23 protein-coding genes and 1 pseudogene are annotated in these 23,348 nt (G+C 68.8%); 6 read left to right on the top strand and 18 right to left on the bottom strand.

The annotated features are described in order from the left end of the window. The first annotated feature begins 332 nt into the window (after positions 1-332). From ACIBO8_RS25680 to ACIBO8_RS25665, 4 genes are all read left to right on the top strand, one after another. Positions 333-1,352, top strand: a complete 1,020-nt coding sequence (locus tag ACIBO8_RS25680) for an AvrD family protein (protein ID WP_396117844.1) — start codon at positions 333-335, stop codon at positions 1,350-1,352. Next, positions 1,262-2,077, top strand: a complete 816-nt coding sequence (locus tag ACIBO8_RS25675) for an ATP-binding protein (RefSeq protein WP_396117843.1) — start codon at positions 1,262-1,264, stop codon at positions 2,075-2,077. Before ACIBO8_RS25680 ends, ACIBO8_RS25675 begins: the two co-directional genes overlap by 91 nt. Continuing rightward, the gene (locus tag ACIBO8_RS25670) at positions 2,074-3,189 is read left to right on the top strand and encodes an NADH:flavin oxidoreductase (RefSeq protein ID WP_396117842.1); all 1,116 of its coding nucleotides are present in this window, start codon (positions 2,074-2,076) and stop codon (positions 3,187-3,189) included. Before ACIBO8_RS25675 ends, ACIBO8_RS25670 begins: the two co-directional genes overlap by 4 nt. 62 nt (positions 3,190-3,251) lie before the next feature. Beyond that, a complete protein-coding gene (locus ACIBO8_RS25665; RefSeq protein WP_396117841.1) occupies positions 3,252-4,664 on the top strand; it encodes an MFS transporter in 1,413 nt (470 codons plus the stop codon). Between the two features lie 77 nt (positions 4,665-4,741). Here the strand turns inward: ACIBO8_RS25665 and ACIBO8_RS25660 are convergent. From ACIBO8_RS25660 to ACIBO8_RS25645, 4 genes and pseudogenes are all read right to left on the bottom strand, one after another. After that, positions 4,742-4,891, bottom strand: a pseudogene (locus ACIBO8_RS25660) (DNA-binding response regulator); the annotation flags it as partial. 48 nt (positions 4,892-4,939) lie between these two features. Continuing rightward, positions 4,940-5,206 (bottom strand): response regulator transcription factor, encoded by a 267-nt coding sequence (locus ACIBO8_RS25655; RefSeq protein WP_396118213.1) that lies wholly within the window; start codon positions 5,204-5,206, stop codon positions 4,940-4,942. Positions 5,207-5,298: 92 nt separating this feature from the next. Continuing rightward, complete coding sequence (locus ACIBO8_RS25650; protein WP_396117840.1) at positions 5,299-5,796, bottom strand: hypothetical protein; 498 nt, start codon at positions 5,794-5,796, stop codon at positions 5,299-5,301. Positions 5,797-5,918: 122 nt separating this feature from the next. Beyond that, on the bottom strand, positions 5,919-6,365 hold the full coding sequence (locus tag ACIBO8_RS25645; protein ID WP_396117839.1) for an XRE family transcriptional regulator: 447 nt from the start codon (positions 6,363-6,365) through the stop codon (positions 5,919-5,921). Positions 6,366-7,218: 853 nt separating this feature from the next. Between ACIBO8_RS25645 and ACIBO8_RS25640 the strand changes: the two genes are divergently transcribed. Both ACIBO8_RS25640 and ACIBO8_RS25635 read left to right on the top strand, forming a co-directional pair. Then, the gene (locus ACIBO8_RS25640) at positions 7,219-7,944 is read left to right on the top strand and encodes a response regulator transcription factor (RefSeq protein WP_396117838.1); all 726 of its coding nucleotides are present in this window, start codon (positions 7,219-7,221) and stop codon (positions 7,942-7,944) included. Positions 7,945-8,137: 193 nt separating this feature from the next. Then, positions 8,138-8,299: a hypothetical protein gene (locus ACIBO8_RS25635; protein WP_396117837.1), complete on the top strand. Its 162-nt coding sequence runs from the start codon at positions 8,138-8,140 to the stop codon at positions 8,297-8,299. Here ACIBO8_RS25635 and ACIBO8_RS25630 read toward each other — a convergent pair. From ACIBO8_RS25630 to ACIBO8_RS25565, 14 genes are all read right to left on the bottom strand, one after another. Next, positions 8,268-9,065 (bottom strand): hypothetical protein, encoded by a 798-nt coding sequence (locus ACIBO8_RS25630; protein WP_396117836.1) that lies wholly within the window; start codon positions 9,063-9,065, stop codon positions 8,268-8,270. The genes ACIBO8_RS25635 and ACIBO8_RS25630 overlap by 32 nt on opposite strands. Positions 9,066-9,145: 80 nt before the next feature. Further along, positions 9,146-10,432 carry a cytochrome P450 gene (locus tag ACIBO8_RS25625; protein WP_396117835.1) on the bottom strand — a complete coding sequence of 429 codons (1,287 nt, stop codon included), beginning with the start codon at positions 10,430-10,432 and terminating at the stop codon, positions 9,146-9,148. Positions 10,433-10,499: 67 nt separating this feature from the next. Next, positions 10,500-11,588, bottom strand: coding sequence for a ketoacyl-ACP synthase III family protein (locus tag ACIBO8_RS25620; RefSeq protein WP_396117834.1), 1,089 nt, complete (start codon positions 11,586-11,588; stop codon positions 10,500-10,502). Then, positions 11,585-14,248, bottom strand: a complete 2,664-nt coding sequence (locus tag ACIBO8_RS25615; protein ID WP_396117833.1) for a PEP/pyruvate-binding domain-containing protein — start codon at positions 14,246-14,248, stop codon at positions 11,585-11,587. Before ACIBO8_RS25615 ends, ACIBO8_RS25620 begins: the two co-directional genes overlap by 4 nt. 78 nt (positions 14,249-14,326) lie before the next feature. Then, complete coding sequence (locus ACIBO8_RS25610; protein ID WP_396117832.1) at positions 14,327-14,968, bottom strand: methyltransferase family protein; 642 nt, start codon at positions 14,966-14,968, stop codon at positions 14,327-14,329. Further along, positions 14,965-15,840 (bottom strand): AfsA-related hotdog domain-containing protein, encoded by an 876-nt coding sequence (locus ACIBO8_RS25605; protein WP_396117831.1) that lies wholly within the window; start codon positions 15,838-15,840, stop codon positions 14,965-14,967. Before ACIBO8_RS25605 ends, ACIBO8_RS25610 begins: the two co-directional genes overlap by 4 nt. Position 15,841: 1 nt before the next feature. Then, positions 15,842-16,513, bottom strand: a complete 672-nt coding sequence (locus tag ACIBO8_RS25600) for a nitroreductase family protein (protein ID WP_396117830.1) — start codon at positions 16,511-16,513, stop codon at positions 15,842-15,844. Between the two features lie 233 nt (positions 16,514-16,746). Continuing rightward, positions 16,747-17,802, bottom strand: coding sequence for a hypothetical protein (locus tag ACIBO8_RS25595; RefSeq protein WP_396117829.1), 1,056 nt, complete (start codon positions 17,800-17,802; stop codon positions 16,747-16,749). A gap of 194 nt (positions 17,803-17,996) precedes the next feature. After that, complete coding sequence (locus ACIBO8_RS25590) at positions 17,997-18,608, bottom strand: NADPH-dependent FMN reductase (protein ID WP_396117828.1); 612 nt, start codon at positions 18,606-18,608, stop codon at positions 17,997-17,999. 52 nt (positions 18,609-18,660) lie between these two features. Further along, positions 18,661-19,173 (bottom strand): nuclear transport factor 2 family protein, encoded by a 513-nt coding sequence (locus ACIBO8_RS25585; protein WP_396117827.1) that lies wholly within the window; start codon positions 19,171-19,173, stop codon positions 18,661-18,663. After that, on the bottom strand, positions 19,161-19,367 hold the full coding sequence (locus tag ACIBO8_RS25580) for an acyl-CoA carboxylase epsilon subunit (protein ID WP_396117826.1): 207 nt from the start codon (positions 19,365-19,367) through the stop codon (positions 19,161-19,163). The genes ACIBO8_RS25585 and ACIBO8_RS25580 overlap by 13 nt, the downstream gene beginning before the upstream one ends. A gap of 13 nt (positions 19,368-19,380) precedes the next feature. Further along, the gene (locus ACIBO8_RS25575; RefSeq protein ID WP_396117825.1) at positions 19,381-20,928 is read right to left on the bottom strand and encodes an acyl-CoA carboxylase subunit beta; all 1,548 of its coding nucleotides are present in this window, start codon (positions 20,926-20,928) and stop codon (positions 19,381-19,383) included. Beyond that, the gene (locus ACIBO8_RS25570; RefSeq protein ID WP_396117824.1) at positions 20,922-21,851 is read right to left on the bottom strand and encodes an alpha/beta hydrolase; all 930 of its coding nucleotides are present in this window, start codon (positions 21,849-21,851) and stop codon (positions 20,922-20,924) included. Before ACIBO8_RS25570 ends, ACIBO8_RS25575 begins: the two co-directional genes overlap by 7 nt. Further along, entirely contained in the window at positions 21,851-23,347 is a 1,497-nt protein-coding gene (locus ACIBO8_RS25565; RefSeq protein WP_396117823.1) for an FAD-dependent monooxygenase, read from the bottom strand. Before ACIBO8_RS25565 ends, ACIBO8_RS25570 begins: the two co-directional genes overlap by 1 nt. Between the last annotated feature and the right edge of the window lies 1 nt (position 23,348).

The following is a 23,348-nucleotide window of genomic DNA, read 5'->3' as shown; positions in this document are numbered from 1 at the left end:
GCCGATTCGTCGACCGGTCTAATCGGATCGCGCGACGCGGGTGGGCGCGATCCCACTTCGGCGTCTCATGTGATGTATTCCATATCGCGATTACGCGGTGGACCGAATGGGCCCCTGACCGGGCAATGTGGATGCCCCGTAACGTCAAGAAAGTGTCAAGGATTACCCAAGTCGGATTGGGCTCGCTGTTCGCCGCGGGCCTCAACTCGTATTCTCTGTGATCACTGCCCGCTGTGGCGGACGGTCGTGTCCGCCGGGCTCCACATGTCGAGCGGCGGGAAGCACCGCGGACCCGCTTCCGGTCCGGCCGCTTTCGATCTGAGGAACAAGCGATGCTCGTGTCGAGAATCCCGAACGACGACCTCGTCGAATCCGGTCCCGCCCCGCGCGTTGGACACGTGGACGACTACCTCGGGCCTGCCGCCGAGCGATACTTCGGCTCCGGCTACAAGCGGGTGTCCCAGCGGATCGCCGATCTTGCGTGGCTTCCCGGGCCGGACCTGCCGGCCGGCGGCCATGCCGAGGTGACCTATCCCGACGACTGGTCTTCGAAGAACCGTGGGCTCGCCAGCCCGATCCACCTCAGCACCATCGACGCTCTCGTCCTGAGCCAGCGGTTGGTGGAGACCTACCTGCAGTCGGGTCTCGGTCTGACTTCCGACCAGGTGTCCCGTGCCTGGCTGCGCCGGTACACGATGCGGCCCGGCTCCCAGCCGCACACCGACGTGCACAGCGTGCCGCTGCGGATCGGATTGGGCGAGAGCCGTCCCGGCGCGAGGGGATGGGTGTCCACCGAGTTCGTGTGCGTGGTCGGCGGCATCAAGGTCCGCTGCCACGTGGAGCACGAAGTGGGTCGCTCGCCTGAACGAGCCGAACCATTGTCCCCTGTCACCGCGCCCTATCACGGGGGTGGATATCGTTTCCGTACGCACGAGATCGGGGACATCATTGTGCTGCCCGAACAGCGCTCCCTCGTGGCAACCGTCGACGTCCGGAACGGGGCGGAGACCGGTGCGGGCGCCGGTGAGCTGGGCGCCGCGTACCAGCCGGCTATTACGCTGGTCGACGCCACCATCGTGTACGCCCAGGTCGCTCAAGTCCTGATGTACTCCCTGGATGGGCTACGCCGCGACGAGACCGACACACTGTGGATGCGATCGGTCGACATGGCGCGCAGCGGGCCCGGCCCGGCCCTGTCCGGACCGGTGTTCTGCGACTCGCAGGTGACACGTAGTTCAATCCTGGACTTCGCCGGCGGAAGGTGGCGGGTGTCCACGATGAAGGGGATATTCGCGGACACCACGGTCACGCACGCGCTCGGTCACCGGCTGCCCCCGGCGGCGAACGCGTGAAGCTGGCGATCTCCGGGACCTATTCGTCCGGTAAGACGACGACATCGATCGCTCTGTCGCGGCTGACCGGGATCCCCCGGACGCACGCCAAGACGATGCGGGAGATCCTGCCTGTGCTCCTACCCGGCCGGCGGCTGGAGGACTGCAGCATCCCGGAACTGCTGCAGCTCGGCATGGTGCGGTACGCCGAGCGTGCGGTCCACGAGAGCCATCTGCCCGACGGCTTCATCTCCGACGGATCGTCGCTGCACGAGTGGGTGTACGGCAAGACCCGGGTGGCGGTCGGCCTGCACCCCGGCACCCGGCAGGACGGCGACGGCTTTCAATCCGCGGCGGAGCGCACATTCTTCGAACAGGTCATCGATGCCATGGGTGCCGTGATGCGCCGGCACGCGTTACAGACCTACGACGCCTTCGTCCACCTGCCGATCGAGTTTCCGCTGGCTGCCGACGGGCACCGGCCCGTCTCCGAGGAGTTCCGGGTGAAGTCCGATCATCTGCTGCTGGACACGCTGCGGCAGGCGGGCATTGCGGTGCACATCGTCGGGGGATCGCTGCCCGACCGGCTCGAGGCGATCGTACGGACCTTCGGTCTCGCGACGGTGATGCCCGTCGGGCAGGCCATTGATCTCGCCCGCGCCGAGATCGACCGTCTGGACACCTCGGACGAGATGACCCGTCAGCATGTGACGGCGGCAGCCGTTGCACCGAAAGGACGAGTATGACCACCGCAACGGTGCAGAACGCCCTGCTCACGACCTTCGACGTGGGTCGCCTCCGGTTGCGTAACCGGGTCGTCATGGCTCCCATGACTCGCGAGGCATCACACGACGGCGTGCCGACCTCCGACATGATCGACTATTACGTACGCCGGGCCGCCGGTGGCGTCGGACTGATCATCACCGAGGGCACGACCGTCGCACACGAGAGCGCCCGCAACCGGATCGGCGTTCCTGTCTTCCACGGCGACGCCAGTCTGGGCCGCTGGTCCGAGCTGGCCGCGGCCGTGCACGCCGAGGGCGCCGCGATCGTGCCCCAGCTCTGGCACGTCGGCATGGACCGCAAGGTAGGTGACCCACCGGACCCGCTAGTGAGCCCCGCCGGACCCTCCGGAGTCGATCTGCACGGCGCCGTACGCGCCGAGCCCTTGAGCAGGTCGCAGATCGACGAGATCATCGCTGCGTTCGGCACTGCCGCAGGCGAGGCCGAGCGGCTCGGTTTCGACGGCATCGAGCTGCACGGGGCGCACGGGTATTTGATCGACCAGTTCCTCTGGTCCCGGACCAACCGGCGCACGGACGAGTACGGCGGTGACATCGCCCGACGAACCCGCTTCGCCGCCGATGTGGTCCGGGCGTGCAGGTCGGCGGTGTCACCCGACTTCCCCATCATCTTCCGGCTCTCGCAGTGGAAGATCACCGATTTCGACGCCCGGCTGGCGACCTCGCCGGCCGAACTGGAGGAGATCGTCTCCCTCCTGGCGGATGCGGGAGTGGACGTCTTCCACTGCTCGACGCGCCGGTTCTGGGAGTCCGCATTCGAGGGATCGCCGTTGACGCTCGCCGGCTGGGTTCGGAGCATCACCGGGTTGCCGACGATCGGCGTGGGCTCCGTCGGCTTGCAGAACAGCGACTTCACCGCGACGCTGCTGGCCGGCGAGGGAGCCGCGGTGGACGGGCTCGCCCGGGTGGAGGAGTTCCTGAGCCGCGGCGAGTTCGACCTCGTCTGCGTGGGTCGTGCACTCATCTCCGACCCGGCATGGGTCAACAAGATCGCAGCAGGGCGCCACGATGAGCTCGTCGCGTTCGACGCCTCCGATCTCGCCCGGCTGTACTGAGGCACGCAGTGCCGAGGCGGAAACGCATGGAGCACCGGGATACCGTACGACAGGAGGGGTTGATGTCCGTCGCCGACCGGGCCGCGACACCAGGTTCGGAACACACCGTGGGCCGCCCGGGGGACGGCGTCAAGATCTTGGCCCTGGCGATCGGATTCGTGATGGCCACCCTCGACGCCACGATCGTCACCGTCGCGGCCGTCGACATCGCCGACGACATCGGCATGGGCGTGGCGGGCCTGACCTGGCTGATGGACGGCTACATTCTGTCGTTCGCGTCCCTGCTGCTGCTGTCCGGCTCGCTGGCCGACCGGTTCGGAGCGAGGCGCACGTACCTGGCTGGGCTCGCCGTCTTCATCGCCGGGTCGACGATGTGCGGGCTGGCCGGCGCCGGAACCTTCATGATTCTGTCTCGTATCGTGCAGGGTGCCGGAGCCGCGTTGTTCATGCCGAGCTCGTTGAGCCTGCTGGTGGGGGAGTTTCCGGAGCCACGGCGCCGGGCGACCGTGCTCGGGCTGTGGACCGCCATCGTGTCGACCGCCTCGGGGCTGGGACCGGCGATCGGCGGTGTCCTGGTGGGCACGCTCGGCTGGCGCAGCATCTTCCTCATCAACATTCCGTTCGGGATCGTCGGCGCCGTTCTCACCCTTCGACGGATCAGCCCCTCACCGAGGCGTCCTCGGCCCTTGAACCTAGCGAGCAACTTCGCAGCCGCAGGCCTGGTGGCCGCGCTGTCGATCGCGCTCATCGAGGGGCCGCACCTCGGGTGGGGCTCGCCGCAAATGGTGGCTCTCGGCGCGGTGGCGGTCGTCGCGGCGGGCGCGCTCATCCTGGTGGAACGATCTGCCGCGGATCCGCTCATGCCGCGTTCCCTGGTGCGCAACTCGGTGTTCGTCTCGGCCGCCGCCATTGGGCTGCTGCTGAACCTCGCGCTGTTCGGCTCGATCTTCATGCTGGGTGTGTTTATGCAGCGGGCCTGGGGGCTGACGTCGATGACGGCGGGCGTCTGGCTGCTTCCCATGATGGCGGTGTTCGTCGTCGGCAACCTCACGTTCGCGCGTCTCGCGCGGAGGGTCGGCAGCCGGCGACCGGTTCTGATCGCACTTCCGCTGGCCGCGGTGTGCGTGGCGACGATGGTGACCATCTCCGAGTCGACGCCCTACGTGATCCTCGCCGGGGTCGTCGGCGTCGCCAACTTCTGCGTCGGTGTGACCGTTCCCGCCTTGACCGCCACCCTCATGGAGGCGGCGGGCAGCCACGCCAATACGGCCGGCGCGCTACTGAACGCCAACCGGCAGGTCGGGGCGCTGCTCGGAGTCGCGGTCGCGGGAACGGTGCTGGCCAGTGCCGCTGACTGGTACCGTGCGGCCTCGGTGGGCTTCGCCGTCACCGCCCTGGCGTACGGCGCAGCGGCGGTCCTGGCATGGTGCTTCACCCGGGGGCGAGCCACTGCTCGTCGCGCAGCGGCCGGCTGATGAGCTGTGACCCGGCACTGGCGCTGCCGGGCGCAGGGTCGGCGCGCGCTCGTCCCGGCGACATCGAAGCTGTAGCCCACGCCGCGTACGGTGACGATCTGAGCGGTCGGCCCGATTTTGCTGCGCAGGGTTCCGACGTGAATGTCGAGGGTACGGCTCGCACTTCCGCCGCGCGGCGGCGCTGCGATCCTGCCAGACCGGGTCATCAGCTGCTCTCGGGTGAACACCGCTCGGGCTCCGTCGCGAGCAGGTGCAAGAGATCGAACCCCTGGGCGTCAACGTGACGGGCGATTCGGAAACCTGCACCTGACGGATCGAGGGCTCGATCCGCACGCAGCCTCGACCGAGGACCGCAGGCAGCCGGCCGCTCCCATCCTCGCGACGAGCTCACGGGCGCCGTACGGCTTGTTGATGCAGTCGTCGGCACCGGCCTGCAGGCCACGGACCCGCCCGGCCTCGCCGCCGGCGGCGAGGCCGATCACGGTGGTGTCCCCCGCCGTCCGGATCGTTCGGCACAGGCAGAGCGAGTCGATGTCCGGCAGATCGAGGTCGAGTGTGCGCCCGTACTGTTGCTTGAACGTCAGTCAATTCCGAGCGGCGCGCCTGACGCGAGTCACTCTGCCTAGGCTGCCACTCAAAAAAAACCCAGTGCTTCACCGAGATAGCGTTCCCTGGCCTCGGCGCCGTCACCGTCCCACGACCGCGATCGCTCCAGCAGCATGGTTGCCACGAGCTCTGCCTCCTTCTCCTGCTGATTCGTGTAGCTGGTGCGCATGAGCGCGCCAGCAATCACATCGGGACAGGTCAGATCGCTGCTGCTGAGCACGTGTTCGTCGACGTCCTGCAGACGGTGACCGCACAGCATATGGCCGATCTCATGGAGAATGATCTGTTCCTGGTGGTACTTGCTCGTTCTGTGTTCGAAGAAGATGTGGTCCGCTTGCGACGTGGCGATCCAGGCGCCGCAAGGGGCTTCGTCGCCGACCCCGACTGCTTGGTAGGGGTGAAGATAGATGCGCCGGGCGGACTGTGCGGCCAGCGATTCGCACAGGGCCTTGGCGGAGAACGGCCGCGGCAGCTTGATGTCTCCTACGATCGAGTCACAGTACCGGCGAAGCGTCCGGTCCAGCATTTCTGCCCCCTCCTGGACTCCCCCCGAGTCTCAGCTCGTCCGGCCGGCGCGGGATCGATGAGATTGCCGCACGCCTGCCCAGCTCCAGATCGTCGCGAGCGTCGTGATCGCCGGCCATCGCTTCAGTCTGGCGGCTCAGCGTCGAGTTTCTCGATCATCCGGGCATGCTCGATCATGCTGAGGATAACTTTCTTGCTCTGCTCGGAGAGCCCATCGGAGCGTAGGGCGATCCGGACGACATCGCTTGACCGCAGCGCTGCGGCGAGCTGGCCGTCGGGCTCCGAAGCGTCCGCTTCGATGAAGTACGCGGGTGAGCGGCCGAAGAACTTGGCCAGAGCCTGAAGATGGCTCCCCGTCGGGTTGTCGCGTACGCCAGTTCTCAGCATCCATAGATATCCGGTGGAGATGGACAGTCCCGTCTCCGCGCGGATGCGTTGCGCGATCACGGCGTTGCCGGGCGGCTTCTGCCCCCTCCAATGCTCGATGATCAGGCCGTTGAGCTTGTCGGCGAGCGTCCGTGCCGGTGCCGGATCGGCCTCGGGATCACGCCCGGGAATCTGTTCGTCCATAAGAAGGTCAGCAAACCGGACCGCGGCCTGGCGCGTCAACTACTGTGAACAAGTCCACAGTGTCCAGCGCCAATAGATCCACATTGGGCGGACCGACGGCGGAAAAAATACCGTCTAACTACATCAAATCCGGCATTCGTAGTCTCGTGTGCTCTGTTGCTGAGCAGCGATCGGAGCTGTTCTGTTCACGGTAGTAGTTGACGAGCTTCGTGGGCGGTGCCATGCTCGCACGCAGCCATTTGATGACTGATGATCCATGAGGGAGTGCCGCACCGCACTGCGACTAGGTGGCGCCAAAGGGTGACAGCATCCGGAGCCTTCGGACGCTGAGGGCCACTCGAACGGCTGAGGGCCACTCGAACGCAGTGAAGTGATCTAGTGATGATGACATCAGCGGGTGCGGTCCCGTTCTGGGTCATGGTTTCGCGAACTCATGATCACCAACGGATCGCGTCCGTCCTAGCTGGACCTTCGGAGCTTGCCGAATCCCGTACAAACCCCAGTTCAACAGCCCTTCAACCGACTACGCAACAGCCCTGCCCGCAGGCGGATAGCCATGAGCCAGATCATCGCGATATCGATATCACAGCCCACTCATGGCTGGGATGACCTATGTTATTGAGCATTTGCGTCGATGCAGTCTCGCCGTAACTTAAAACACCCAAGTCGTGACTCAAAGCACCCAAGCAGCTACCCGGAAGGCTCTGAGGAATGCACTGTCCCCACTGGAGTCTCATAGGATTACGTAACGCAGAAATCTTTTGACACTGTCGTGCGAATGTTTGTACTTTTGCCGACAGTGTGGGCATTACTACATCGGTTCTAAATGTCGGGGGATGCAATGGACCAGGATGTGACCGCCACAATGGAGCGCGGCGATTCGCCTGCAGCGACGATGCTGCTGCCGGGGAGGGCGGCGGCATCGTGGAGTGTCCTGCTGGTGGAGAGCGACAGCCGTGAGATGAAGGAGCTCGCGAACCGGCTGCGGCGGCACGGGCATCAGGTGGAGGGCACCCAGACCGGCGGCGTGGCGCTGCGGATCTGCGAGAGGTTCGACCTCATCCTGTTGGAGATGGAGCTGCCCGACCTCGACGGTCTGGAGGTATGCCGGGCCATCCGGGGCAGCTGCGATGTTCCGGTAATCGCCGTGACGTCCGGTGGCACGGTGCTCGACCGGGTCCTGGCCCTGCAAGCCGGCGCGGACGACTACGTCGCCAAACCGTACGCATTTCCCGAGCTGATGGCCCGGATGGACGCGGTGATGCGCCGGGCGCTGGGGCGGCCGCGCACCGCGCCGGTGATCTCGCACGGCCCGCTGCAGATCGACGTCCCGCTGCGCAAGGTCAGCCTCGCCGGCCGTGACCTCGGCGTCACGCGGAAGGAGTTCGACCTCCTCTGCCTGCTCGCCGCGAACCCGGACAAAGTGATGCCCCGACAGCGGATCATGCAGCAGGTGTGGGGTAACTCCTGGTCGCGGCGCACGGTGGACACCCACGTGAGCAGCCTGCGGAGCAAGCTCGGCAGCCAGGACTGGATCGTGACGGTGCGCGGTGTCGGTTTCCGCTTCGGCCGCCCGTGACCGATGCGGATCTGCTGTCACCGTTCGGGGTGGTGTCGCCGCCCCGAACAGTGACGTAGCCAAGCACGGCGCGGAGCGCGGAACCAGCCCCGGTTGACCGGGGCAAGCCCGGCTCCAAGATCCTCACTGTCGACGAGCGTGGCGGGCTGCGTCTGCACATCGAGTTGTCGCCGCCAACCTCAACGACCATCGGATGCTGCAGGAGGTGGTCGACGGCATCGAGCCGGTCCGGCCCCCGGTCGGCCGGCCGCGGAAACGGCCGACCAAGCTGCACGGCGACAAGGGCTACGACTATCCCGGCTGCCGGCAACTGCTTGCGCTGGTCAGGCCCGAAGGCCGAGAAATAGGTAGCTGACGAAGCTGACGAGCAGGTACCAGCTGGCCGCCTTGGCGGACCATCGGGACTCGCGAGAATGCCAGAAGCGCCATCCCGCCACCATCACCACCGAAAGTGGCGCCACTGCGGCTACCCACCAGTGCCCTAATGGTCGCGTCGCGCCGAGCAACAGCACAATCATCGAGGCGATCGGGGCTGCGAGAGCGAGCGCGACGGTGCCACCGAGGCCGAATGTCGCAACGTATGTCCGCTCGCCCGGTCGGACGATTCGAGTAATCTTTTTAGCCAACTCGAGGTGAACGGACGCGAGCACCACGACCGCGATCGCCTCGGCGCCGGGCCGACCTGGTGTCAGTCCGGTGCCCTGCAGGAAGCCGACGTAGAGATACAGGTGCAGCAGCAGTTGCACCGGGAAACTCACCAGCAGGCTCAGGACCAGGTTGTTTGCCGACGGCCAACGCAGCCAGTGGTGGACCGCGATCACCAGGGCGCCGTAGCCGAGCTGTCCGGCGAGGATGAGCGCGGCGACCGGGTTGCCGGCGTTGAGCACGGGCAGCAGTAGAGCGCCGGCGGCGTACAGGACGCAGAGATCGGTCCGGCGCACCACACCGGCGGCTAGGGGGCGGCCGGGGTGGAGGCGTCGGTCGTAGTCGAGGTCCCGGATGTCGTCGAGGGCCCGCATCAGCAGCAGGTTCACCGCCAGTGTGGCCGCCGCCACGGCGGTACCGAGATCCGGGCGCCAGTGCGCGGCGCGGGGATCAATCGCGGCGAACAAACCGGTCACCCCGTACGCCCAGGCGACCGCGAACAGCAGTGACGGCAGCGGCGGGTAGCTTCCGGCCACGAACCGGGTCAGTCGCGTGATCATGCGGCGTGGTTCCGCCCGGACCACCGCACCGGCAGGGTCCAGACCCCGCGGATGAACATCTGGTCGCGCCATTGCAGGGCAGACTCCGGCATCGCCAGCTCCAGCCCGTCCAGGCGGCGCAGGATCGCCGCCAGGCCCTCCTGCAGTTCCACCCGGGCGTGCGAGGCGCCGAGGCAGAGATGCCGCCCGTGACCGAAACCGAGATGGGCGTTCTGGGCGCGGTCGGGCCGGAACTCGTCGGCGTCCGGGAACGCGTCCCGGTCTCGGTTGCCCGCGTCGGTGAGGGGGATGACCACCTCGTCGACACCGAGGACGCGGCCAGCGAGTTCCACCTCCTGCGTAACGACGTGCGGCTGCCCACCGGTAGCGACGAACCACACCCACCGCAGCAGCTCCTCGACGGCCGCCGGGATCAGGGTGGGATCGCGGCGCAGCGCCGCGGTCAGCTCCGGCCGGTGCAACAGCGCCAGGGTGCACATCGCCAGGTGGGATGCGGTGGTTTCGCCTCCCGCCATCAGCAGTCCGAAGCCGAAGACCGTGATCTCTTCAGTACTCAGCCGGGTCTCGGCCGGAGCGGTCAGCAACGCGGTCAGCAGGTCGTCACCGCCCGGCGCGGCGCCGGTGGTGGGGTCCGGCCGGCGCTCGGCCAGCCGGTCTTGGACATAGCCGTACATCGTCTCCTGGGCGGCAGCAACCTCGTCGGGAGGAAACCGGCCGGCCGACATCATGACCGTCACCAGTGGCAGCAGCCGGTCCAGGTCGCCGAACGGAATCCCGAGCAGGTCACAGGTGACCCGGTACGCCAGTGGGGTGGTGAATTCGGCGACCAGGTCCACCGGCGCGCCCGCCGCCTCGATGCGGTCCAGCAGCTCGTCCGCGATAGCGGCGATGCGCGGCCGCGCCTGCTCGGCCCGGCGGTGGGTAAACCAGGACTGGACGGCGCGCCGGCGGCGGGCGTGCGTGGGACCATCGCTGGTCGCCAGCGCGAGGGTGGCGGACTTGCGGGCGAACAACGTGCCGCCCTGCCACGCCTCCCGGCTGAACCTGGGATCGGCCAGCACGGTGCGCACGTCGGCGTACCGGGTCACCAGCAGGACCTGCTGTCCGCCGGCCAGCCGCACCGGTACCAGCGGCTCGTCGTGCAACAGCGCCAGGCGTTCGGGATCCAACGCGATGCCCGGGAGGTCCGGCAGGGGAAAATGCGGGCAGCGGCCCCCCGGGATACCGCCCTCGCCGTGGCCGGGGCCGACGGCGGCGGTCGCGGGTACCGGGTCGTGGGTCACGACGGCCGTCCGGGCATCGGCGGGCGGGTGGCGCCCGCATCGACCTCGGCCCACCCATGCGGGACGTTCACACCGTCTCCCTTCGGGGCTCCGGTCGCCCGGTGGCCCACTCTGGCAGGGAGAGGATCTCGACGACCGCCGCCGAGATCGACACCCCCACCCCGTTGCTAATCATGAGGACGTGGTCGCCCGGTGCGACCTGGCGGGTGGCCACCAGGTGAGTCAGCGCGGCGAAATGGTCGTTGACCGAGAGATGACCGAGGGCACGGCCGAAATCAAGCATGCCGCGCGCCGGGTCGATGCCGAGCGGGGCGAGCACGCTGCGCACGTAGCTCTCGCCGCCGGCGAAGACGTGGGTGGCCCGGGTGATGTCGGCCGGGGTAATCCCGGCCTCGGCGATGGTCCGCAGGCCCAGTTCGGTCCGGGCCGCGCTGATCGCGTGCTTGGCCGCCGCCGCCGCCTCCGGGAAGCGGCGGGCGAAACTCAGCTGCCGTCCGGCCACGTCCACCGGGCGGTCGAAGGTGAGCGCCGGCGGAAACAATGGTCCCTCGGGCCGGTTCATCTCCTCCAGCTCGGGCACCGACACGGAATCCATGGCCCGTACCTTGGCGAAGCCGTCCACGATGGACAGGACGGCGGCGGTCGCGGCATCGCCCATGATGGAACCGCGGCCGGTGTTGGCGCCCGAAGCGTACCGCCACCGGTCGAAGCGCAGCACACCGAAGTTGTCAGCCCCGGTGACCAACGCGGCGGTCCGGCGCCCGGCACCGGCGCACAGGTACCCGTAGGCCAGCTCCAAGGCGGCAAGGGCCCCGTTGCAGCCCTGGCGCAGCTCGACCGCCGGAATGCTCCCGCCCACAGTGTGCCGGAGCACGTAGTGGTGCGGTGACCAAAAGTCGGGGCCCTGGTCACCGACCGACGCGTGCAGCAGCAGAGCGATCTCGGCATGGTCGCGTCCGGACCGCGCCAGGGCCAGGTTCGCGACGTCGACCGCCATGTCGGGGGCGGAGATCCGGCCGGCCACCGCCGCGCCGGTCCAGCCGCTGTTGCGCCACTCGTGCTCGTCGTACCAGCCGGCGGCGACGGCCCGCTCGGTCGGGACGGAGGCGGGGAGGTAACTGGCCAGCCCGGCGAGGTACAGCTGCGGTATTCTCACGCGGTCACCCCGTCGGTGGCGCCCGACGGGACGCGAAGACCGGATCCGACCGGCTCGGCGGAGAGCAGCCGGACCGTTCCCGCCGCCCCGTCCAACTCCACCAGCGCACCGTCCGAGATGCGGGTGCTCGCCCCCGCGACCGCCACCACCGTCGGAATGCCCAACAGCCGCCCGGTGATCGCGGTGTGCGACACCATGCTGCCGCGTTCCACCACGATGCCCTTCGCCGCCATCATCAGCGGCAGCCACCCGGGGTCGGTCTCCCGCGCGACGAGGATCCGGTCCGCGCACGACTCGGGCGGCACCGCGGCATTCAGCACCACCTTGGCGCGGGCCCGGACCCGGCCACTGCTGGATGGCAGACCCCGCAGGGTGTCACCCTCGACGGCTACCGGCGCCGGCCCGGTTTCGCACCGGGCAGCCAGCCCGAGACGAACCGGTGCGCCGGCCGGCGTGGTGAAGTACGCCGGCGGTTCCGGGCGGTCCGCCGCGGCCGCCAGCTCTGCCCGCCGTCGGGTCACCAGGGCGCGCAGGTCGGCGTCTGGAACGGTGCCGTCGAAGGCACCGAGCACCTCCTCGACCCGCAGGTGCGCCACGTCGTCGGCGGCGTCCAGCAGGCCCGCCTCAACGAGCCCGTCGGCGAGCCGCCACAACATGTCTCGGGAAAGCCCGTACAGCTGGCTCCGGCAGAACCGGGTGTCCTCACGCGCGGTGAGGAAGAACCGCAGAACGCCGACGACGGCGCCGAGCACCGCGCGCCGGGCGGGATTCGGGCAGGCGGCGCGCAACGCGTGCCGCGCCTCGTCCTGGGCCTGGCGCGCATCGGCGAGGCTGCCGGCGACGGTCAGTCCCTGGGTGACGAAGGGGCGGACCGTGGCCAGAATCATCGCGGGACGTTGCCGGGGGGTGGGCACCTCGAGCTTGAGGTCGTGCAGCGCCCGGTCGCCGTAGGCGTCCAGGTGCCGGGCGAAAGCGGACGCGACGTCCGCGCCGTACCGGCCGGCCGTGATCTCCGCCCACACCTCGGGCTCCGGTCGCTGAAGCACCGCCACCCGCAGCTCCGGCGCGGCGTTGACCAGTTCCGCCAGGCCGATCGCCGACCGGACGGCGGCGAGGGTCCGGTTCGGCCGGCCACCGGCCACCAGGCTGGGCAGCAGCGCTTCCCCGTCCGGCACCCAGCGCCGCAACAGCATGGTGGTGACGCCCAGCGCGGCCAGGCCGAAGTAGCTGCTCACCATGGTGGTCCCCCACCGGCGCTCGACCTCGGCCCACAGCTGGCGATAGCGCGCGATCAGCTCCTCCGGGGTACGGTCGGCGAGCCGGCCGGTTTCGGCCACCAGCGCGTCCCACCAGCTCAGAAATGCCCGCAGCTCCGCCGGCTGTCGGGCCAGCAGCAGTGCGAGCCGCGGGGTGGCCCGCAGCACCTCGCGCCACGGACGGCCCGGCGACTCGGGCGGCATCCCGGTCCGCTCGGTCAGCCCGAGCGAACGCTCCCACAGCGGGCGCATCAGCGCGAAGCCGGGAATCCGCCCGTGGAGCGCGAACCAGGCGTCGAGCCGGTAGAAGACCCGCCCGTCGAGGTGGCCCACCATCCGGCTCAGGTGATGACGGTGCCGCCGCAGGGTTCGTTCGGGCACCCCCATCCGCCGGTAGAAGTCGGTGAAGCCCACCTGGTAGAACACGCACGCCTGCGAGTACGTCAGGGCGCCGGTGAGCCCAGGGAAGCTCTCCGTCAGGTTGTGGTTAGTCCACGGCACGGCCGCGGGATCCGGCCGGACCCCGCCGACGGCCACAGCCGGAATAACAGCCGGTCGGGCCTGCACCAGGTGGACTCGACCGTCGGCGGTGAGGGTGCCCTCGATGTCCTGGGGACCACCGAAGATGCCTTCTACCCGGGCAGCCAGGGCGCAGATCTCGTGCACCTCGACGTCGGTCAACACCGGTGGCTCCGCCAGCCGGGCCGGGACCGGCAGGCCAACCGGGCCGGTGTCGGGCCGCGCCGGGTCCAACCCGACCATCGCGCGCTTGGTGACCGTGTCTGCGTGCACGGCGCCGGTCACCCCGTCGACGAAGTAATGCTCGATGTCGGCCTTTTCCTGCACGATGCCCTCGCCGATGCCGTACGCGGCGGCGATCACCCGACGGTCCGTGCCGGTCCGCGGGTCGCGGGTGAAGGCCACGAACGAGCGGACCCCGGGCACCATGCGCTGGACGCCGACCGCGATCCGCACGGCGGCGGGGTCGACCCCCCGGTGCAGCCGGTACACGGTTGCCTCCGGGTTGTACGCCGAGGCCCAGCAGTCCGCGACCCGGGTGATCAGGCCGGCCCGGTTGACGTACAGGAAACTGTCGGACATGCCCGCGAAGGGCTCCTGCGCGCCGTCCTCGCCGGTGCCGTCGACGGCGGCCACCACACAGGCCCGCACGGCGACGAGGCCGTCCGGCCCGGCCAGGTCGTCGAACGCGGCGAGCAGCCGGTCCGCCAGGCTGGTCGGCACCCCAGCGGCGCGGACCCGGGCCCGGTTCGTCTCCGCCCACCTGATCACCTCGGATGTCTCCGCACCCCGGCCGGGGAACGGGGTCGGCGCGGGCACCACCGCACCGAACGCCTCCCCGGTCAGGCAGAAGAACCGGGGCACGTCGAGCCCAGCCCGACGCATCACGTCTTGTCGAGAGAACTTGAATCCCACCAGCGTGGGGTCGGCCAACGCCGGCCCGGAGACGATGAGTTGCATCCCTCACCACACTCCGGGAACGAGGCGGGCACGGCCATCGGCGTACACCGGGTAACCGGGAACGGTGAACAGCACCCGTTCCTCGACCCGGATCCGCCACACGATCACTCCACTGAGCGCAATCAGGAACAGCAGGCTCAGCGGATTGCCGAAGAAGGCCACGAAGGCGGCATTGGCGAGCAGCATTCCGGTGTACGCCGGGTGCCGAGCGAACCTGTATGGCCCAGAAGTGACGATCGCGTGGTCGCGGTACCGAACCACGTGATGCGAGTAGAACCGGCCCAACGTCCGGATCGCCACCAGGCGCAGCACCACCGCGGCAACGAACGCGACCGCCAGGACGGCCAGCCACGGTGACAGGTGCTCCCGGTGCAACGGCCACAGGATCGCGGACACGCCGGTCCCGATACGGGCCAGGGCGTACGGCAGCAGCGTGTGGTTCTCCGCGGCCAGCTCATCGGGATGGCGCACCGTGATGCGAGCCTCGCCCACCAGCCACAGGAGATAGCCACCGCCCATGGCCGCCGCAGCGAGGTGCACTGGCTCGTCCGGCCAGCGCAGGTGTCCACTGATCCCGATGACGAACGCCGCGACGGCGGCCGGCAGTAGGACGCGCAGGCAAGCAACGGTCAACCGCTGGGTCATGCTGTCCCCCCGCTGGCACGTCGGAACCGGCCGTAGGCTTGCGCGCTCAGCACCTTGATGTGGTAGCGCAGCGTGCCCAGCACCGGGGCCGGATCGTCGACACCGACCAGGTCGAAGTCACACCATGTCCGCCCGGTCCCGAGCGGGGCGGTGCGCCAACGCAGCGCCAACCCGGCGGTGCGCGGCAGGTCGGTGGGAAGATCGGCCACCACCCCTAGCCATATGATCTGTGCGCCCAGCGGCCAGCGGCCGATCCGGTGCACCAGCAGGGTGATGAACTGGCGCGCGGCCTCGATCAGGCATTCGACCGAATGGGTGTCGGGACCGCGGCCCGCCAAGGCATGCTCGGCCGACGGCACCAGCACCGGGGCCCTGAACCCGTCGTCCGTTCGGTGGGGATCGCCGATCATGACGTTCTCCGTGCGAACCCGGTGCACCAGCAGAGCCTCCGCCGGCAGCGGGCGCGCGGGTGCCGCCGGTGGCACCGCGACAGTGCCCGTGGAGTCGAACGCGAACCAGCCGTCGGCCGCTACCGCCGCGCCCTGCCGGACGTGCACGTCGTACCGGCCGTCTCGGTCGACCAGTTCCAGCGCCGGGTCAGGCGCGAGTTCACAGATGCGCCGAAAGGTCAGCGCGGTACGCAGCCGGTGGGCAGCCGAACCTGCGGCGCCCGCCCGGGCCAGATCCAACGCGCCGCACAAGAGCAGCATCCCCGGCACGTGGTCGAGTGGGTGATCGAAGAAGAACGGATCCGTCCGGTCGACGCGCAGGTCGGCCGTCCACCGGTGGCCGTCCTCGCCGTGTCGCCTGACGGCGTCCAGCAGTGCGGCGGTGCCCGGGACGGGCTGGAGGATATTGGCGGGGAAGTTCATCTCAGTCAGACTCTTCCTTCTCGGTCCAACCGTCTTCGCTGCGCGACCAACGGTCGAGGTGCAGCACCGCTTCCAGTGGTCGACGACGAGCCGGACGGAACGCCGTGCCGATGGCGTGCGCAGTGGGAATCAGCGCCGCTTGACGGACGTGATCCGGCAGGTCCAGCACCGCGGCTACTTCACGCTCGTACGCCAGATGCACGGTGGTCCAGGCGGTGCCCAGCCCCCGGGCGCGCGCGGCGAGCATGTAGCTCCACACCGCGGGCAACAGAGAACCCCAGAGGCCGGCCTGGTTTCCCGTAGGCAGTTCGAGGGCTTCCAGTTCCAGACACGGAATCATCAGAACCGGCACATCGGCGATATGGTGAGCGAGATACCGGGCGCTGCGTATGGTGGCAGCCGGGTAGCGCTCAGTATGCGCATCGAACCGTTCCCGCCAGGCGCGGGTATACCAGGACCCCACTGCGGCACGCTGCCGCGGATCGGTGACAACGATCCAGCGCCACGGTTGCACGTTGGCCCGTGACGGCGCCTGCAATGCGATGCGCAGACATTCCTCGACCGTGCTCAAATCGACCGGTCGGGACAGATCAAGTCGCATTCGTACGGCCCTGGTGGTGGTGAGAAGCTCATCCGGCGCCAGCATTTTTCCCCTGTCGTGGTTGACGCTCACAAAAGCATTCGCCGCCCCTGTCGCGGATGGCGGTTACCCCGGCCACCGTTGCCCGATCCGCTAGGACAGGCCTAACCTGGCGCAGCCGGACCCCACTATGGGAACGTCTTCGTTCGCAGTTGTCGGGTCACCGCGCCCCTCGACGGAAGTTCGAGCAAGCGCGGCGACCGGATCGGTGGACGGCGGTGGGAGCGCGGCGCAGCAATCCGCCCCGATCATTCAGCGAGGAACAGCTACATGTCATCCTGAAATTCAGGCCGGACCGTCTCGAAGTTGAACGCCTTGTCGCGAATGGTGATTGTCCACGAGACGCCCGCAGTGAGTTCCAACACGATGCTCGGCATATGCCACTCGTACCTCATGAGCATGCCTTGGTCCGCATGGGTGTCCGAGCCGTCATGCGCCGATACATTTCCGTAGTTGTTGACGGCAAAGATTTTGGGCGTGGCACTCATCCACCCGATTCTCGTCTTGCCGGCTTCAATGAAGTCTTCTCGCGACTCGGCCCGCGACAGCAGGTCCATCTGCCGCTGCTCCTCGGCGCGATAGTAATCACGGATCTGGATTCCCGAGCTTTGCTCGACGACGCTTCGCGGCACCGGCAGAAACTGAAGCGAGTTACCCAGGGCCAGCTTCGGTGAGTAAAGGCTGTTCTTCAGGACGAAGATGTTCTCGCAGTTGCGATGAAGGAAGTCGGCCTTCATTCTTTCCAGGAACGGCCCGATCTTGACCGGTGAAGTACAGCTTTCGGCGAACGTGGTCGGGAGTTTTTTGTTTGCACCGGACGGCGCGGTCTCAGCGGGCGGCACGAGGTCCGCCAGCTCATCAACTCGGACCCCAAGCTCTGCCAGGCCTTGAGCGATTTGGAAGCCGTCCTTCCGAGTCTTCAGGGTCTTCATCAGCGCCTGGTGAAATCGGAAAACCTTGTATCCGTCTTGCAGCGGAAACGGCATGCAAGTAAAGATTCCCTGCCGGTACGGGTCGGAGCGGTAGGTCACGGAAGCCAGCAGAAAGCTGTCATAGAAGCTTTCGTATTTTTCCGCGAGGAGCTCCTGGAAGGACGAGAGAGGGAAATCCTCGGGAGTATCGAAGGTCAGCTCCACCAGGTGGCACTTGGAGAAGAGAGGATTCCCTCGGAAGAAATGCGTCACGGCCTCCTCGAACTCGACGAGGTCGAAAGGCCTCTCAACCTGGTAGGTCGAAAGGGCCGGAAAGAACTGTGCCGCATCTCTGTGCGGGAACGTGGTCAGGGAGAGTCGAAGGACCTTGTCGGCGAGGGTGCGGGGCATTTATTCACTTCCATTGACTGGTATGCGCAAGGCGGCGCAGTCGGCGACAGCGCTCGCGGCTTCTGAATGTGGTCCAGAACTCCAATGTCGAACCGGGGGTTCCGCGCCGATGGTGGGTCGTGGAACGGACGGAGGGCTGATGCGTAACCGCCGCCGGTGGGGCCAGACGTGCAGATCTGGCCCCCGACGACAGGTCAGTGTGTTACGGCCTCCGTGCGCAGCGGCTTCAGAGCACCGGACCACGCGATGAGCTCGTCCAGCATCTTGTGCAGGGTTGGCTCCTGGTGCGGACCGGGGGTCACGGTGCCCGGGTCGAGAGGGTTGGTCGGGTCGGAGAACGTGAAGTCGGTGAAAATCTGCAGGCCGACTGCGGTTGCCACGTCGGCTACCTTCACCTCTGCCAGCGTGGTCCGCAGGTGCTCGACGGCGCGCAGGCCGCCCTGAGTGCCATAGCTGACGAAACCGGCGGCCTTGTTCGACCACTCGTTGTAGAGGAAGTCGATCGCGTTCTTCAGTGAAGCCGGCACGGACCGGTTGTACTCCGGGGTCACGAAGACGAAGGCATCGTAGGAAGCGATTGTCCGCGCCCACTTCTGAGTGTGCTCGTTGCGGTACTGGCCGAACAAGGCCGGCATGGTCTCGTCGAGCAGCGGAAGACCGAACTCTGCGATGTCCACGATCTCGACTGTGGCGTCACCGGTCTTGACGGCCTCATGGCTGTTCGAGGCGTCCTGCACCCACTGAGCCACGTTGGCTCCGCGACGGCCAGGGCGGGTGCTGCCGATGATGACGGCGATCTTGGTCATTTCTTGCTCTTCTCAGTGAGGGCTGTACTTTGCGTCAGACGGGCGGAAGGGTTCAGGAGTGCCGCAGGTTCGGGTCGCCCGCGGTCCACAGCAGGTCGAAGGCGAAGCGGCGGAGCCGCCATCCGGCCGGGGTACGCACCGCCGTGGCCTCGTAGTGGCCGCCGATGTCGAAGTGGACGGCCGGCTCCTTGCTCCGCTTGACGTGCACGGCGGTGAGGTGGGCCCGGATGTCGGCACGGTCACCGTCGAGCGTGATCGTGTAGTTGGAGCCGATGTGGTGGGTGCTCTCGAAGGTCGTGCGGGCCATCTGCTGGAAGGCGGCGAGGCCCTCGAGCCCTTTGTACTCACCCATGGGGAAGGTGAGGTGGCAGTCGTCGGTGAAGACCGCGCCGAACCAGTCGTCGTTGTGACGATCCTTGTCGAGGTGCAGGACGTAGCGGTCGCACAGCTCGGTGATGGCGGCTCGGTCGCTGAGCTGCCGGACCTGGGCGGCAAGTGCGGTGATGTCGTGGGTCATGAAGTCCTTCCGGTCGTCGAAAGTGGGCGGTCCGGTCAGAGGTGCCATGTGCGCGCACCGCCGAACGGGGCCGGCCGGTCGAAGCGCCGCCACCGGGCCACCGGGCGGATCCCCCGGCCGCCACCGGTCGGGCCGGCCGGCACGGTGCGGGCCAGCAGCACCGCGACGAGCGCGGCAAGTTCCTCTGCCCCCGCGGCGCCGCGCTGCACCCGGATCACCTGTCGTGTCCCCTCGCCGTCCATCGGCGTGCCTCCCTCATTGCGGTGGATTCCCGTGCTTGCGGTGCGGCAGGTCGGCGTGCTTGGTGGCGAGCATGGCCACCGCCCGGCAGAGCACGGCCCGTGTCTCGCGCGGGTCGATCACCTCGTCGACCAGGCCCCGCTCGGCCGCGTAGTACGGATGTACCAGCGACTCCCGGTACTCCTCGATCCGATCGCGCCGCACCTTGTCCGGGTCCTCCGCGGCCGCGATCTCCCGGCGGAACAGCACGTTCACCGCGCCCTCGGCGCCCATGACGGCGATCTCGTTGCCCGGCCAGGCCAGGGCGAGGTCGGCGCCGGTGGACCGGGAGTCCATCACGATGTACGCGCCGCCGTACGCCTTGCGCAACACCACCGAGATTCGCGGCACGGTCGCGTTGCAGTACGCGTAAAGCAGCTTGGCGCCGTGCCGGATGATCCCGTCGTGCTCCTGGGTCACGCCGGGAAGGAATCCCGGCACGTCGACGAGCGTGATCAGCGGGAGGCTGAACGCGTCGCAGAACTGCACGAAGCGCGCTGCCTTCTCGCTCGCCGCGATGTCCAACACCCCGGCGAGCGCGGCCGGCTGGTTCGCCACCACGCCGACGGTCTGGCCGTTGAGCCGGGCAAGTGTGCAGACGATGTTCGGCGCCCAGGCCGCGTGCACCTCCATGTGCTCGCCGTCGTCCACGATTTCCTCGATCACCCCGCGGATGTCGTACGCCTGTCCGCCGTCGGCCGGCACCAGCTCCAGCACCGCTTCCAGGCTCCGATCGGCCGGATCGCTCGCCGGCGCCACTGGGGCCAGCTCCCGGTTGTTCGGTGGCAGCAGGGAGAGCAGGTACCGCACGTCGGCGAGGCAGCTCTCCTCGTCGTCGTAGACGAAGTGGGCCACGCCGGAAAGCGACGCGTGCACGTCCGCGCCGCCGAGCTCGTTCTGCGTGACCCGTTCCCCGGTCACCGCGTGCACCACGTCGGGTCCGGTGATGAACATCTGCGAGATGTCCCGGACCGCGAAGACGAAGTCCGTCAGGGCCGGCGAGTAGGCGGCGCCGCCCGCGCAGGGGCCGAGCATCACCGAGATCTGCGGGATCACGCCCGACGCCCGGGTGTTGCGCTGGAAGATCCCGCCGTACCCGGCGAGCGCGCTCACCCCCTCCTGGATCCGGGCGCCGGCGCCGTCGTTCAGCGACACCAGCGGTGCCCCGGCGGCCAGCGCCATGTCCATCAGCTTGTGGATCTTCTGCGCGTGGGCCTCGCCGAGCGCACCGCCGAAGACCCGGAAGTCGTGGGCGTAGACGAAAACAGGCCGGCCGTCGACCAGGCCCCACCCGGTGACCACGCCGTCGCCGTACGGCCGCTTCGCTTCCAGGCCGAAGCCGCTCGCCCGGTGCCGCCGCAGCGACTCGGTCTCGGTGAAGCTGCCTTTGTCCAGCAGCAACTCGATCCGCTCGTGGGCGGTGAGCTTGCCCTTCGCGTGCTGCCGGGCGTCGGCGCTGGGATCGGGGCCGCTCCGAGCGGCTGCCCGCAGTTCGTGCAATCGCTCCAGCGGATCGGTCAGCATGACGTCGGTACGCTCCTTACGTTGATATCGATGCCGGCGCGGCACTCCTCGGCGAACGCGAGGGCCCGCAGGTGGTACGCACGCGCCGCCCAGCCGAGGCTGATGTTGTGGCCGGCGTCCGGCTGGCGGTCCACCTCTACGCGCGGTGAAGCGCTCAGCCGGGCGATAAGGTCGGCGATCGCATCGCTGTCGTGCCGCCACCAGTACTCGTGCCCGGCGAAGGTCAGCCGCACCGGCACCCGGATCCGGGCCGCCAGGCCGGGGAAGATCTCCGGCCAGCGGGCGGCCTCCCGCAGCTCCCGCTCGGGCATCGGCGCCACTAACGACTCGCTCAGGCGGAAGGCGTTCGGCGGGTAGAGCCTCAGCACGCCCCAGTTGCGCCGCCACCCACCGCCCCGTTCGGTGACGTCGTTGATGTCGGTGGCGTAGAGGTGGCCGCAGCCGGAGATGTCGAGCCCGAGCAGAGCGAGACCGTCCGGGTCGGCCGCGCAGGTCAGGGCGAGCTTGCCGCCGTAGGAGTGGGCGAGCAGGAACAGCCCGGCGCCGGTGCGGAACCGGCTCGCGAAGTCCCGCAGCGCGGCACGCAGGGTGGCGGCCTGCGCGGCGAGGGTCTGGCCGTCCGGCAGTGCGGCGGCGGACGCTCCGTATCCGGGGCGGTCCACCGCCAGCACCGTCCAGCCGAGCCGAGCGCCGAGCGTGAGCAACGACAGGTCCGCATGGGCCTGTCCATCGAAGTATCCGGCGCTCATCCCGCCGCCGTGCAACGCCACCACCGTCGCGCGCGGCTCCGTGCCGGGTGTTCCGGCCGCGTCGCGATCCGCTGCCGGGTAGGCCGGGTCGGCTTCGCGGAGCAGCGCGGAGAGGGTGACGCCGGCACCGTCCAGGGTGATGCGGCGTACTCGCGGGGACAGTGCCGGGGTCATCAGGACGCGTCCGTCCCCGGTTCGCCGAACCAGCGGCGTAGTGCGGCCGGCAGCGAGCCGGGCGACTCCTCGCCGGGCGCACCGACCCAGGCCACGTAGCCGTCCGGGCGGATCAGCACCGCGGTGGCGTCGGCCACCGGGTCGTCGCCGTCGACCGGTGCCAGGGTGCCGGTCACGGTGATCACCCGGTCCTTCCAGCCGGCCGCCAGGTCCCGCACCGCAGGGTCGTCGCCGAGGTCGAGCAGGACGCCCTGGGCGGAGTGCAGCAGCGCGGTAGTGCCGGTCCGTCCGCCGGGGCCGGTCAGCTCCCGGTCCGCCATCCGGGCACCGACCAGCCGATGACCGCCCGCTTCGCCGAGGTCGTAGCGGACCGCGAGGTGGCTGACGATGCCGGCCAGGTGGCGTTTGACGTCGTCGTATCCGACCAGTTCGGTGAGGAGCTCGCGCAGCGGTGCCGCAGCGTCGCCGCCCAGGAAGACCATTCCCTGCGCCCGGGTGGTGACCAGCAGCCGCTCGCCGACCGGGTGCCGCTCCCCGTGGTAGGTGTCCAGCAGGCCGTCCGGTGCCCCGCCACGGATCACCGCGGCGAGCTTCCAGCCCAGGTTCACCGCGTCCTGCACCCCGGTGCTCAGTCCCTGGCCACCGGCGGGCAGGTGGATGTGCGCCGCGTCACCGGCGAGCAGTACCCGCCCGCGCCGGTACTCGCTCGCCTGCCGGGTGGCATCGGTGAACGAACTCACCCAGTGCGCCGCGCCGCCGTGGATGTCCTCGCCGGTGATCCGCTGCCAGGCGTCGGCGACCTCTGAATAGGTGAGCGGCCGCTCGGTCGCGTCCCGTGGCGGCGTGCCGTGCGGGCAGACGATGATCCGGTCCACGCCCGGGCCGAGCGGCGCCGCCATCACCATCCCCTCGGGCAGGGTCTCGCCGAGGAAGCGGGGTTTCAGCCCGCAGCCGACCACGTCCGCGAGGTACATCTCCCGGGTGGCCGGAGTGCCCGGGAAGTCGAAGCCGGCCAGCTTGCGGACCGTGCTGTGCCCGCCATCGCACCCGACCAGGTAGGCGGCCGTCAGCTCACGCACGCCGTCCGGAGTGTCCACGCTGACCCGGACGCCGGTGCCGTCGTCGGTCAGGTCGCGCAGCGCCCAGCCGCGGCGGATGTCGGCGCCGGACTCGGCGGCCCACGATTCCAGCACCGCCTCGGTCTGCGACTGCGGGATCCCGCGGGCGCCGAAGTGCGCGCCGGGCAGCACGGAGTAGTCGAACTGCACGCCGCCGAAGTGCCCGATCGGGCTGGTCTCCAAGGTCCCGAACCGGGGCAGCAGGCCGCGCTGGTCGAACGACTCCATCGCCCGCGCGGTGAAACCGAGCCCGCGGGACTGCCCGGTCGGGGTGGCAAGCCGTTCCAGGACGATCACCCGGGCTCCGCCGAGACGCAGCTCGCCGGCGAGCATCAGGCCGGTCGGTCCGGCCCCCACCACGATGACGTCGGTCTCCACG

Source organism: Actinoplanes sp. NPDC049681, from assembly GCF_044465265.1.
GTDB lineage: Bacteria > Actinomycetota > Actinomycetes > Mycobacteriales > Micromonosporaceae > Actinoplanes.
This window is presented reverse-complemented; position numbering and strand designations above follow the sequence as displayed.